11 protein-coding genes are annotated in these 12,354 nt (G+C 73.9%); 2 read left to right on the top strand and 9 right to left on the bottom strand.

Going from position 1 to position 12,354, the window contains the following annotated elements; translation table 11 throughout:
- Positions 1-4 precede the first annotated feature (4 nt).
- The 3 genes from ACIOFR_RS11985 to ACIOFR_RS11975 form a co-directional block, all read right to left on the bottom strand.
- Positions 5-1,381: a hypothetical protein gene (locus ACIOFR_RS11985; protein WP_400995361.1), complete on the bottom strand. Its 1,377-nt coding sequence runs from the start codon at positions 1,379-1,381 to the stop codon at positions 5-7.
- Positions 1,382-1,573: 192 nt separating this feature from the next.
- Entirely contained in the window at positions 1,574-2,512 is a 939-nt protein-coding gene (locus ACIOFR_RS11980; protein WP_400995251.1) for a glutamate ABC transporter substrate-binding protein, read from the bottom strand.
- Positions 2,513-2,526: 14 nt separating this feature from the next.
- Positions 2,527-3,906: a hypothetical protein gene (locus ACIOFR_RS11975; protein ID WP_400995249.1), complete on the bottom strand. Its 1,380-nt coding sequence runs from the start codon at positions 3,904-3,906 to the stop codon at positions 2,527-2,529.
- A gap of 230 nt (positions 3,907-4,136) precedes the next feature.
- On the opposite strand from ACIOFR_RS11975, the gene ACIOFR_RS11970 reads away from it, so the two are divergent.
- Positions 4,137-4,715 carry a nucleosidase gene (locus tag ACIOFR_RS11970; protein ID WP_400995247.1) on the top strand — a complete coding sequence of 193 codons (579 nt, stop codon included), beginning with the start codon at positions 4,137-4,139 and terminating at the stop codon, positions 4,713-4,715.
- Between the two features lie 174 nt (positions 4,716-4,889).
- Here the strand turns inward: ACIOFR_RS11970 and ACIOFR_RS11965 are convergent, their stop codons facing one another.
- The gene (locus ACIOFR_RS11965) at positions 4,890-5,492 is read right to left on the bottom strand and encodes a cysteine hydrolase family protein (RefSeq protein WP_400995241.1); all 603 of its coding nucleotides are present in this window, start codon (positions 5,490-5,492) and stop codon (positions 4,890-4,892) included.
- 71 nt (positions 5,493-5,563) lie between these two features.
- Here ACIOFR_RS11965 and ACIOFR_RS11960 point away from each other — a divergent pair, with 71 nt between their 5' ends.
- Positions 5,564-6,532, top strand: coding sequence for a GlxA family transcriptional regulator (locus ACIOFR_RS11960; protein ID WP_400995238.1), 969 nt, complete (start codon positions 5,564-5,566; stop codon positions 6,530-6,532).
- Between the two features lie 155 nt (positions 6,533-6,687).
- Here ACIOFR_RS11960 and ACIOFR_RS11955 read toward each other — a convergent pair whose 3' ends face one another.
- From ACIOFR_RS11955 to ACIOFR_RS11935, 5 genes are read right to left on the bottom strand one after another with little or no spacing between them, the layout of a single operon-like run.
- Positions 6,688-7,704: an N-acetylglucosamine kinase gene (locus ACIOFR_RS11955; RefSeq protein WP_400995236.1), complete on the bottom strand. Its 1,017-nt coding sequence runs from the start codon at positions 7,702-7,704 to the stop codon at positions 6,688-6,690.
- Positions 7,705-7,742: 38 nt separating this feature from the next.
- Positions 7,743-9,023 carry a 6-phospho-beta-glucosidase gene (locus tag ACIOFR_RS11950; RefSeq protein ID WP_400995358.1) on the bottom strand — a complete coding sequence of 427 codons (1,281 nt, stop codon included), beginning with the start codon at positions 9,021-9,023 and terminating at the stop codon, positions 7,743-7,745.
- A gap of 8 nt (positions 9,024-9,031) precedes the next feature.
- Positions 9,032-9,922 carry a carbohydrate ABC transporter permease gene (locus ACIOFR_RS11945; RefSeq protein ID WP_400995233.1) on the bottom strand — a complete coding sequence of 297 codons (891 nt, stop codon included), beginning with the start codon at positions 9,920-9,922 and terminating at the stop codon, positions 9,032-9,034.
- Between the two features lie 3 nt (positions 9,923-9,925).
- On the bottom strand, positions 9,926-10,882 hold the full coding sequence (locus tag ACIOFR_RS11940; protein WP_400995230.1) for a carbohydrate ABC transporter permease: 957 nt from the start codon (positions 10,880-10,882) through the stop codon (positions 9,926-9,928).
- A gap of 6 nt (positions 10,883-10,888) precedes the next feature.
- Positions 10,889-12,232 (bottom strand): ABC transporter substrate-binding protein, encoded by a 1,344-nt coding sequence (locus ACIOFR_RS11935; RefSeq protein ID WP_400995356.1) that lies wholly within the window; start codon positions 12,230-12,232, stop codon positions 10,889-10,891.
- Positions 12,233-12,354: the final 122 nt, after the last annotated feature.

Below are 12,354 nucleotides of genomic sequence, written 5' to 3'. Positions count from 1 at the left end.
GTTCTCATCCCTGTCCACCGGATTGCCCGTCCTGCGGCCCGCCCGAACCCTGCGATCCGCCCGAACCCTGCGGCCCGCTCGAACCCGTCCGGTCCGGCGGCCGCAGCGCCTGCTGGAACCGCGCCACCGCCTCGGCTCCCGCCCGCAGGTCGCAGGGGGCGCTCCAGAGCAGCCAGCGCGCCTGATCGAAGCGCTCCACGACCTCCGGGTCCTCGGCGAGGCCGAGCCGGGCGGCCATCGCCTTGTACGCCTCCAGCCGGCCGCGCAGCTCGGCCCGGACGGCCAGTGGCTGGGCGACCTCGGTCAGCGAGTGCCGGGCCCGGTTCAGCTCCTTGACGGCGGCGTCCTCCAGCGCGTCCAGCAGCGGCCCGAGCCGGTACCACTGGCCGGACTGCTGGCACTCCACCGCCTGGCCGATCCGCTCGCGCAGTGCCGAGGCCGGGCCGGGCACCGCCGGGACCTCGGTCGCGGCGATCTTCGCCAGGACCTCGCCGCGCGCCCGCCGGGCCTCGGCCAGCGTGGCGTCGGCGCGTTGCAGCAGGTCCGCCACCTGCTGGAGGCGTTCGTGCGACTCGTCGCGCAGCCGCAGCAGGCCCTCCAGCTCGACCCGGATGTCGTCCAGGGCCCGTCCGGCCCGGTCGAAGCGCTCGGTGTCCACCGCGCCGCTCGGCGCGGAGAAGCCGCCCTGGGCCGGGACGGTGCCGTGCCGGGCCGGGCCGGTGCCGCCCTGGGCGGGCACCCGGGCGGGTCGCCACAGGGCCAGCGGGTCGGCCCGCACCTCGGCCCGCAGCGCGGTGAGGTCCCGGGCCAGGTCGGCGAGGTCGTCGGCGAGCGGATGGCCGCCGGGCCGCACCCCCACCGAGCCGGCCAGCATCTGGACCCGGTGCAGCTCGGCCAGCAGCAGGTCGATCCGGGCCGGCAGCGCGGACCACACCGCGTCGGCGGCGTTGACCACCTCCAGCACGGTCTCGTACCAGCCGTCCATCCGGCTCATCAGCTCGGCCAGGCTGACCTGTTCGGCCAGCCGGGCCGGGCTGCCCAGGCGGCCGACGGCCTCCGGTAGCTGGCCGCCGGAGACGGTCACCGCCGGGCCGGTGAGCAGCTCGCTGAGCTGGGCCAGCTCGGCGCCGCCCGGTCGGTTGCGGCGGGCCCGGACGGCCCGGGCCGAGGCGAGCGCCTCGGAGTAGCGGTCGAACAGTGCCCACAGCAGCCCGAGGCCCTGCCCGGCGACGGACCAGCGCTCCGCGGTGCGGCCGCTCAGGTCGGCCCCCTCCAGCAGCCGGCGGCCCGGGTGGTCCTGGAGGGCGAGCAGCGCGGCCTCGACCGCGTCGCGCTCGGCGCCCAGCCGGGCCAGCGCACGGTCCACCTCCTCCCGGCTCATCACCGGGCCGGCCGATCCTGCCACGCGGGGTCCTTCCTCTCTGCCACGGCGGACAGCGCAGTTGACGGGGCGACCGGCTGACCGTGCCTCCGGCGGGTGCCGGCGGTGCGTCGCCCGGCGGCCAGTCTCCCGGATCGCGGCGCGCCGGTCGACGGCGGTGCCGGTACCCGTCGTGTCACCCGCTCCGGGCACCTACTGCTCGTACTCGTACGGCTCGGGCGAGGCGCCCATGGAGGCGGCCAGCCAGTGGTCGTAGCTGCGCCGCCAGCCGCCGTCCGCCCGGTAGTCGAGCAGTGCCTGGTTGACCCAGGCGACCAGGTCGGTGTCGGCCTGGTTGACCACCACGCCCATCCAGCCGGCCAGCAGGGTCTCGCCGACCGCCTCGACCGTCGGGTCCTGCGCGGCCTGGGCCGCGGCCAGCACGGCGTCGGTCAGCGTCGCGTCGACCTTGCCGAGCTGCATCAGCACCAGGCAGTCCAGTTGGTTCTCCACCACGATGACGTCGGCGGCGCCGTGCCGGTTCGCCTTCAGCTCGGTGTCCGAGGACGAGGAGGCCGCCGCGCAGACCCGCTTGCCCTTGAGTCCCTGCTCCAGGCCGGTCGCCCTGGCGGACTTGGGGACCACCAGCCGCTGCCCGGCCGCGAAGTACGGCTTGGAGAAGGCGACCTCCTGGAGCCGGGCGCAGGTGATGGTGGTGGTCCTGATGACCACGTCCACCTCGCCGGCCTTGACCGCGTCGATCCGGCGGGCGGTCGGGACGGCCTTGAAGGAGATCTTGTTCGGGTCGCCGAGGATCGACTTGGCGACGGCGTGCGCCAGGTCGATGTCGAACCCCTCGATGCTGCCGGTCTGCGGGTTGCGGTAGCCCCAGTGGTAGCTGTTCTGGTCGACGCCGACCACCAGGGCGCCGCGCTCCCGGATCTTCCTGATCTTCGCGCCGTCGGCGTCCTTGGCCGCCGGCACGCTCTTCGTGGTGTCGCAGCCGTCCGCCTCGGGGGCCAGTGCCGGGGCGGCGGCGAGCTCCGCCCGGATCCCCCCGCCCGGCGCGCCCTGCGAGGTCCCCGCCCCGAACACCCCGGCGGCCAGCGCCACCGCGGCCACCAGGGCCCTGGCCCGTACCGTACGCGTCATCGTCCCCACCCCCTCTAGCGGTAGTCGGCCAGTCGGCGGCCGATGCCCCGGACCACGGCCACGGCCGACAGCACGGCCAGTGCGGCCGCGCCGACCGCGAGGGCCTCCAGGGTGCCGTCGACCCCGTCCGCCGCGGCCCTGAACCGGGCCCGTTCGACCGTCGCGGCCCGGCCCAACTGCTCGTCCAGCGCGGCGAACGAGGCCTCCGCGGTGTCGTCCCGGCCGGCTCCGACGGTGCCCTGCAGTGCGGCGTCGAAGTCGCCCGCGCCCTCCTTCTCGGCGGCCTGCCGGTGGCGGGCGTCCCAGCCGGTGAACTGCTTGCGGGCCTCGGCCACCTGGCCGCCCGCGTCGCGCGGTGCCAGCCGCAGGGCCTGCTCCAGCGAGCCGCCGTCGCGGGCGGTGCCGTTCGGGCCGGCCGGCCCGGCGAGGGCGTCGGTGACCGTCGCCCAGCGCTTGGTGTAGGTGTCGCTGGAGCCGCGGGCGACCAGGTTGAGGTTCTCCGCGGTGTGCGCCTGAAGGGCCTGGGTGCGGGCCCGGTTGAGCGCGGTGAGCGGCTCCGTCCCGTCCGTGCGGCTGTCGGCCAGCCAGGCGCCCGCGGCCAGTGAACCGGCCAGCAGCCACCCGACCGCGACCAGCAGCGTCGCACTCGCGGTGAGCAGGCCGGGGTTGAAGACCCGGTTGGTGCGCCGGAACAGCAGCAGTTGGTAGCGGGCCAGCGCGCCGAGCGCGAGCAGGCCGAGCACGAGCGCCGCCCACGGCAGGGCCTCGGCGTCGGCGTAGTCGCCGTCCAGCGCTCGCGCCTCGGCGTCGACCAGGTGCTGCGCGTTCGCCAGCATGGTGTCCTGCATCAGCGTCGAGGCGTACCGCAGGTAGGCGCCGCCGAGCGGCAGGCCCTGCCGGTCGTTCGCCCGGGCGGTCTCCACCAGGCCCGCGTACTGCGGCAGTTGCTGGTTGAGCTCGGTGATCCAGTGCTGGGCGTCCGGGTCGGATCCGGCCCGGGCGGCCGCCTCGGCGAGCAGCCGGGAGGCCGTCGCCAGGTCGTCCTGGTAGCGCTTGCGGACGGCCGGCGGCTCGGCGCCCGCGAGCAGGAAGCCGGAGGCCGCGGTGGTGTCCGCGTCCGCCAGCGACCGGTAGATCTCGGCCGCGTCCTGGCTCAGCGGCCCGCTGCGGCCGGCCACGTGTCCGGACGCCGTGGCCCGCGAGCCGGCCTGCCAGGCCGTCACCGCGCCGAACAGCAGCACCAGGGCGACCAGCGCCGCGCCGGCCAGCCGCAGCCGGCCGGGCGGGGTGTCCACCGCGCGCCGCAGGGCGGCCGTGCTGATCGGTCTCGTTGCCGTTCCGGGGGCCGCCGTCCGTGCGGACGCCCGTTCCCCCGTGATCACTGGTGTCGCCACCGCTCCGCCCTCCCCCGTGGCCGCCCCGAATCGGCGGCCGGGCCCGATGTCTGCAGTATTGCTGCGGGCACCGACGGGTACACCTGACTTGCGCCGGACTTGAGCTTTCGACGGCTCCGCCCGCCACCCGTACCCGGACATTCCGTGCCCTGTCGGCGCGCGCGGCTCGCCGCGAGCGCCCGCTGCCCTGGCCGCACGCCGGCGCCGGGCGCCCCCGTAGCATGGGGAGCATGCGTCTGATCGGCACCGTGAGCCCCGACCGTCCGCTGCTCGTCGTCGCCGCGCACGAGGAGGCGGCGTACCTCGGCGACGGCCTCCCCGTGCTGCTGACCGGCATGGGCAAGGTCAACGCGACGGCGGCGCTGGCGACCGTGCTGGCCCGCGGCGACCGCCCGTCCGAGATCGTCAACCTCGGTACGGCCGGCGCGCTGAGGTCCGGCTGGGCCGGCACCCACCAGGTCTCCCGGGTGCTCCAGCACGACCTCGACACCCGGGTGCTGCACCAGCTGACCGGCCGCACCTACGGCGGGCCGATCGAGCTCGGCGCGGAGCCGGGCCCGGTGCTGGCCACCGGCGACCTGTTCGTCTCCGACCCCGAGGCGAGGGACCGGCTCGCGCAGAGCGCGGACCTGGTCGACATGGAGGGGTACGCGCTGGCCACCGTGGCCCGCCGGGCCGAGCTGCCGATCCGGCTGATCAAGCACGTCAGCGACGAGGCGGGTGCGGGCGCCGACCGCACCTGGCGCGAGTCGGTGGACGACTGCGCGAAGATCCTCGCCGACTGGGTGCACGCTCAGCTCACGTTCTAGTGGGATGCCCGGCGCGTCGCCAACGGGCCTGAGGCCCCGGGCTGTTCGGGCACCGAGCGAGTCGGTGCCGCCGTGCTGCGGACGCTACCGGCGATCATGCGGCGGACTCAATGGCCAAAACCGGGCATCTCGCCGGATCACCGAATGTTCATCCGGACGCAACCGGTGGTTTCCTCACCCCTGGGCGAGCGCCGCAGCCAGCAGCTCCTCGGTGCTGACCACCTTGGCGAACCGCATCGTGTGCAGCGAGGCCGCGGTGGCCCGGGCGAGGTCGGCCGCGGGGATGGTCACCCCGTCGGGGCCGGCCATCGCGAAGGTGTGCATCGCGTCGATCGGGAAGATCACGTCGTAGCCCAGGTTGCCGCCCATCCGCGCGGTCGTCTCGTTGCAGACGTTGGTCATGATCCCGATGGTGACCAGCTGGGTGGCGCCGCGCTCCTGGAGCCAGGCGTGCAGGTCGGGAGTGCCGTAGAAGGCGCTGTTGACGGTCTTGGTGATGGTCAGGTCGGCCTTGGCGCCGGCCACCACGGGCTTCAGCTCGTACCCGGGGGTGCCGGGGGTCAGCGGGCTGCCGTCGCCCTGGTGCTGCACCATCACGACCGGCCGGCCGGTCGCCTGCCAGGCGTCCAGGACGGCGCCGATCCGCTGCTCGGCCTCGGGGTTGTCGCGCTCGCCCCAGAACGCGTGGTCCTCGAAGCCCTGCTGGACGTCGATCACCACCAGGACGGCGTCGGCGGCGAGTTCGAGCGGGGCGTTGAATGCGCTGGTGTTCGTCATGGCTCCATCCTGCGGGCGCCGCCGGCCCCGCCGTGATAGGCGGAGATGCCCACCATCGATATAATCCTGCCATGCGCATCGTGGGCTGCCCGATCTTCGACGGAGTACGGGCCTTCGACTACGCCGTGATCGGCGAGGTGTGGTCCAACCGCCTGTCCCGGGACGGCCTGCCCGCCTTCGACCTGCGGGTCTGCGGCCCGGACGACCGGCCCGTCCGGATCGGCGGCGGGCTGGAACGCCGCCCCGACGACGACTTCGCGGCGCTGCTCGACTGCGACCTGGTGGTCGTCCCCGGCGTGACGGACCCGTTCGCCCCCAACGACCCCCGGCTGCTCGACGTGCTGCGCACCGCCCACGCCCGCGGCATCCCGATCGCCTCGCTGTGCGCCGGCGCCTTCGTCCTCGCCGACGCCGGCGTACTGGACGGCCGCCGGGCCACCACCCACTGGTGGCTCACCGCGGAACTCGCCAGCCGCCACCCGGCGGTGACCGTCGACCCCGAGGTGCTCTTCACCGGCGACGGGCAGGTCTGGACGTCGGCCGGGGTCGCCGCCGGCATCGACCTGTGCCTGCACCTGGTCCGCTCCGCGCACGGCCAGCAGGCCGCCGCCTCGATCGCCCGCGCGATGGTCACCGCCCCCTTCCGGGCCGGCGGTCAGGCCCAGTTCATCCCGTCCCCCGTCCCGGTGACCGACGCCGGGGACCCGCTCGCCGCCGTCCGCACGGCGGTGCTCGCCGCCCTGGACACCCCCTGGACGGTCGCCCGGATGGCCCGGCTCGCGACGATGGCCGAGCGCACCTTCGCCCGGAGGTTCGCCGCGTCCACCGGCGTGCCGCCGCTGCGCTGGCTGCTGGAGCAGCGCGTACTGGCCGCCCAGCGGCTGCTGGAGGAGACCGACCTGCCGGTCGACGAGATCGCCGTCCGGTGCGGCTTCGGCTCCGCCGTCTCGCTGCGCCCGGTCTTCACCCGCCGGGTCGGCGTCGCGCCGCGCGAGTACCGCCGGTCGTTCCGCGGCCGGGCCGGCGCGGCCGCGGACTGACCGTCACCGCCGTCCCGCCGTCCGTACGGTGGCGGCACCCGTCGCCGGGCCGCCGGGGTGTGCGGGCCCCGGCGGTCCGGCGACGGGCGGTCGGGTGGGCCCCGGGTCGGCCGGGCCCGAGGCCGGGGCGCCGAGGTGGCCGGGCGGCGGATGCTTCAGGCCGCGACCGGCGCGGTCGTCGGGTACGCGGACCGCAGGCGCTGCTGGACGGCGGGCCCGGCGCCGATCCGGTCCAGCCCGAGCAGGGCGGCGCCGAGCACCGGTGGGGCGACCACGATCCGGGGCTCGGCGAGCGGGGCGGCCCCGGCCAGCCGGGCCGTCAGGTTGTCGATCAGCAGCGGGTGCCGGGCGGCCAGCACGCCGCCGCCGAGCACCACCGGCGTGGCCTCGCCGAGCAGTCCGAGCCGGGTGAGGGCGACCACGGCGAGCCGGGCGATCTCGTCGGCCTGGCGGTCGACCAGTTGGAGTGCGGTCGGGTCGCCGCCCTCCGCGGTGGCGAACAGCACCCGCACGATCTCGTGCAGCCGCACCCGGTCCACCCGGCCGAGGTGGACGGCCTCGGCGACCGCGGTGGCGCCGGACAGCCCGAAGTGCGCGGCGATGGCGGCGGCCAGCGCGGTCGGTCCGCCCCGGCCGTCCTCGGCGCGGGTGGCGTGCCACATCGCCTCGGCGGCCAGCCCGCCGCCGCCGCCCCAGTCGCCGGTGAGGTGGCCGAGGGCGGGGAAGCGGGCCGTCCGGCCGTCCGGCAGCAGGCCGACGCAGTTGATCCCGGCGCCGCAGACCACCGCGACGCCGCGCGGGCCGTCGGTACCGGCCCGCAGCAGGCCGAAGGTGTCGTTGGCGACGTGGCTGGTGCGTCCCCAGGCCCGGGCCGCCAGCGCGGCGCCGAGCCGCTGCTCCTCGATCGGCAGGTCGGCGTTGGCCAGGCAGGCGCTGACGTGGCGGGCGAGGACCCCGCCCGGTCTCAGACCGGCCTGCCGGGCGGCCTCCTCGACCAGCGGGGCGAGGGCGGCGACGGCCTGCTCGGCGCCGTCCAGCTGCGGCTGGAAGCCGCCGCCGCGGGCCGTGCCGAGGACGGCGCCCTCGGCCGAGACCAGTGCGACGTCGGTCTTGCTGTTCCCGGCGTCGATGGCGAGGACGCCGGGGAACTGCTCCTCCTGGCGGTGGTTCATCGCTTCCCCCCACGGTGGTGCACGGTGGTCATCGGCCGTCACGCCCAGCTCAGGTGAGCACGGTTGTGGGCGAGCAGCCGGTCGGTCAGTTTCTCGGCGAGGTCGAGCTGGCCGACCAGGGGGTGGGCCAGCAGTGCGTCGAAGACCCGGTCCCGGCCGCCCTTGAGCGCGGCCTCCAGCGCGAGGTGCTCGTAGGCGGTGACGTTGGCGATCAGGCCCGCGTACAGCGGTTCGACCGGCCGCTGGGGCAGCGGGCGGATGCCGTCGGCGCCGACCTCGGCGGGCACCTCGATCACGGCGTCGTCGGGCAGGAACGGCAGGATGCCGTCGTTGCGGGTGTTCACCACCTGCACGCTCCCGGCGCCACCGGTGCCGAGCAGGGCGGAGATCAGCTGGACGGCGGCCTCGGAGTAGAACGCGCCGCCGCGCTTGCCGAGCAGCTCGGGCTTGGTGTCCAGGGCCGGGTCGGCGTACATCTCCAGCAGTTGCCGTTCGATCGCCGCGACCTCGGCCGCCCGCGAGCCCTTGACCCTGAGCTCCTCGACCACCAGGTCGTGCTGGTAGAAGTAGCGCAGGTAGTAGGAGGGCACCACGCCGAGCCGGCGGATCACCGGCGCCGGCAGGTGCAGGTCGGCGGCGATCTCGTCGCCGAAGCCCTCCAGCAGTTCGGGGAGCACCTCGCGGCCGCCCGCCGCGCCGGGGGCGTCGAGCAGGGTGACGCCGCGCTCCCAGGTGAGGTGGTTGAGGCCGACGTGGTCCAGGCGCACCAGCTCCGGGTCGACGCCGAGGTGGGCGGCGAACTTCCGCTGGAAGCCGATGGCGACGTTGCACAGCCCGACGGCGCGGTGCCCGGCGCTCTGCAGGGCGCGGGTGACGATGCCGACCGGATTGGTGAAGTCGACGATCCAGGCGTCCGGGTTGGCGAGGCGGACCCGTTCGGCGATGTCCAGCACCACCGGGACGGTGCGCAGCGCCTTGGCGAGGCCGCCGGCGCCGGTGGTCTCCTGGCCGACGCAGCCGCACTCCAGCGGCCAGGTCTCGTCCTCGTTGCGGGCGGCCTGTCCGCCGACCCGCAGCTGGAGCAGGACGGCGTCGGCGTCGCGGACCCCGGCGGCGACGTCGGTGGCGGTGCTGACGGTGGCGCCGTGGCCCTGCCGGGCGAAGATCCGGCGGGCCAGGCCGGCGATCAGTTCCAGCCGGTCGGCGGCCGGGTCGACCAGCACGAGCTCGCCGATCGGGAGGGTGTCCCGGAGCCGGGCGAACCCGTCGATCAGCTCCGGCGTGTAGGTGGAACCGCCGCCGACGATTGCCAACTTCAGTGCGGACATCAGCCCTTGACCCCTGTCAGTGTCACGCCTTCGATGAAGGCCTTCTGCGCGAAGAAGAACAGCACGAGCACCGGGGCCGTCACGAGCAGCGTGGCGGCCATGGTGAGGTTCCAGTTGGTGTGGTGGGCCCCCTTGAACGACTCCAGGCCGTAGCTGAGCGTCCAGGCTCCCGGGTTCTCGCTGGCGTAGATCTGCGGCCCGAAGTAGTCGTTCCAGCAGTAGAAGAACTGGAACAGGGCGACGGCGGCGATCGCGGGCCTCGCCATCGGCAGGACCACCTTGACCAGGGTCCGCAGGTCGCCGCAGCCGTCGATCCGGGCCGCCTCCAGGTACTCCTTGGGGATGGTCAGCAGGAACTGCCGCAGCAGGAAGACGGAGAACGCGTCCCCGAAGGCCATCGGGACGACCAGCGGCCACAGCGAGCCGGTGAGGTGCAGCTGCTTGGCCCAGAACAGGTACATCGGGATGACGGTGACCTGGGGCGGCAGCATCATCATCGAGATGACGGCCATCAGGGTCAGGTTGCGGCCGCGGAAGCGGAACTTGGCGAGCGCGTAGGCGACCGGGAGGCTGGAGACGACGGTCAGCAGGGTGCCGCCGGCGGCGTACAGCAGGGTGTTGCGCCACCAGGTGAGGAAGCCGGGGGTCTGCCAGACCTTGCCGTAGTTGCCCCAGTGCCACTCGGTGGGCCACAGGTCGGAGGTGAGTGCCTGCCGGTCGCTCATCACCGAGGTGAGCAGGACGAAGACGAACGGCAGCAGGAAGAACAGCGCGGCGGCGACGGCCAGCGAGTGCACGGCGACCCAGTGCAGGGCGGCGCGGCGGCGGGCCGTCCGGGCGGCGGTGGAGCGCGCCGGGGCGGGCAGGCGGACGGTGGAGGTGATGGTCATGGTTCAGTCCTCGTCGACGAAGCCGGACTTGCGGCGCAGCAGCAGGGACGTGAAGGCCATCGAGATCGCGAACAGGATCACCGCGACCACGCACGCCGAGCCGGTGTCGAAGCGCTGGAAGCCGAGGTTGTAGACCATCTGCGGCAGCGTCCAGGTGGAGCCGTGCGGGTAGCCGGGCTCGAACTGCTGGCCGGAGCCGCCGATCACGCCGCTGGCGACCTTTCCGGCGACGATCGCCTGGGTGTAGTACTGCATGGTCTGGATCACGCCGGTGACCACGGCGAACATCACGATCGGCGAGATGTTCGGCAGGGTGACGAACCGGAACTTCTGCCAGGGGCCGGCGCCGTCGAGCTCGGCGGCCTCGTACTGCTCCCTCGGGACGTCGAGCAGGGCGGCCATGAAGATGACCATCAGGTCGCCGATGCCCCACATGGCGAGCAGAGTGAGGGCGGGCTTGGACCAGGCCGGGTCGGTGAACCAGCCCGGCTGCGGCAGCCCGAGCTCGCCGAGCAGGTGGTCGACCGGGCCGGTACCGGGGTTGAGCAGGAAGGCGAAGGCCATCGTGGCGGCCACCGGCGGGGCCAGGTAGGGCAGGTAGAAGGCGGTCCGGAAGAAGCCGGCGCCGGTCTTCACCCTGGTGATCAGCAGCCCGATGCCGAGACCGAAGACCACCCGCAGGGTGACCATCACCAGCACCAGCCACAGGGTGTTGCCCAGTCCCGTCCAGAACGACGGGTAGTGGTTGAGGACGTAGTCCCAGTTCTTCAGTCCGGTGAAGGTCGGGGCGGTGAAGCCGTCGTACTTCATGAAGGAGAAGTAGACGGTGGAGACCAGCGGGTAGGCGAAGAAGACGCCGAAGCCGATCAGCCAGGGGGAGAGGAAGGCCGCGGTGCGGGCGGCCTCCCGGCGGCGCTTGGCCTTCAGCGCCGGCGGGGCGGGGGTGCTAGCGAGGGCCACGGCGCGTCACTTCGCCTGCTGGACGGCCGCGTCGATCTCCTTGGCCGTGGCGGCCAGCCCGGCCCTGAGGTCGGTCTGCCGGCCGGACTCGTACTCGTAGCCGAGGTTCTGCAGGGAGACCTGGTACGCGCCGCCGTTGATGCTGGCGGGGGTGGTGCTGGAGTTCGGGTTCTTGGCGATGTCGATGAAGGTGCGGAAGTTCGCGTCGGCCTGCAGCCCGGGCGAGTCCAGCGCCGCGAGGGTGCTGGGCACGTTGTGGATCGCGTTGGCGAAGCCCACCACGGCGCCGGTGTCGGTGGTCAGGTACTTGACCAGCTCCCAGGCGGCGGTCTGCTTCCGGCTGCCCCTGGCGATGCCGATGATGGTGCCGGTCTGGTAGCCGCGGCCGTAGGTGGCGGTCTGGTCGTCGGGTACCGGGAACGGTGCGGTGGCCCACTCGAAGTCCGGCTTGTCCTCGGCCAGCGAGGCGGTGCGCCACTCGCCGTCGATGGCCATCGCCACCTGGCCGGCGGTGAACGGGTTCTTGGCGCTGAACTCGTCGCCGAAGCCGGTGCGGTACTTCTCCAGCTTCTCGAAGCCGCCGAGCTTGTCGACCAGGCCCTTCTGCCAGGTGTACATCGCGGCGACCTTGGGGTCGGTGGCGATGTCGGACCTGCCGTCGGCGCCGAAGTAGGAGGGGCCGTACTGGCCCAGGAAGTGGGTGGGGGTGGACTCGTAGCCGTGGTAGTTCGGCATGAAGCCGAGCTGCTGGTAGCCGTCGCCCTCGGTCCGGGTCAGCTTGACGGCGTCCGCTTCGAACTCGCCGAAGGTCTTCGGCGGCGCGGTGATCCCGGCCGCGGCGAAGGCGGTCTTGTTGTAGTACAGGCCGTAGGCGTCGCCGAGCAGCGGCAGCGAGCACTGGTTGTCCTGGAAGCGGCTGTACTGCAGCATCGCGGCCGGGAAGGTCTTCGCCGGGTCGATGCCGTCCTTCTGCAGCAGCGGCCTGAGGTCGGTCCAGACGCCCGCGGAGCAGAACTTGCCGACGTTGTCGGTGGTGAAGGAGGAGACCACGTCCGGCGCGGCGTCGCCGCCGGCCCGCAGCGCCTGCTCGCTCTTGTCGTCGGCGATGTTGCCGACCACCTTGACGTGGATGTTCGGGTGCAGCTTCTCGAAGGCGGCCACGTTGTCGGCGATCGCCTTGACCTCGTTGTCCTGGCTCCAGCCGTGCCAGAAGGTGATGGTCACGTCCTGGCCGGCGGCCGAACCGTCCTGGCCGCCGGTGGTGTTGCTGCCGGTGCAGGCGGTGGCGAGCAGGGACAGACAGGCGGCGCCGGTCAGGGCGGCGAGCGCGCGGTGCGGTCGGCGGGTGATGTCCACGGGGTTCTCCTGGAGGTACGGGGGCAGGCGGCAGTGCCCGTCGGCCCGTGCGTGGGGGTGCCTTCGGTGGTGTGCGGGAGAGCGGGGTGCGGGAGAGCTGTCGCGGCGGGGTGGTC

The sequence above is a fragment of the Kitasatospora sp. NPDC088346 genome, from assembly GCF_044740765.1.
GTDB lineage: Bacteria > Actinomycetota > Actinomycetes > Streptomycetales > Streptomycetaceae > Kitasatospora.
This window is presented reverse-complemented; position numbering and strand designations above follow the sequence as displayed.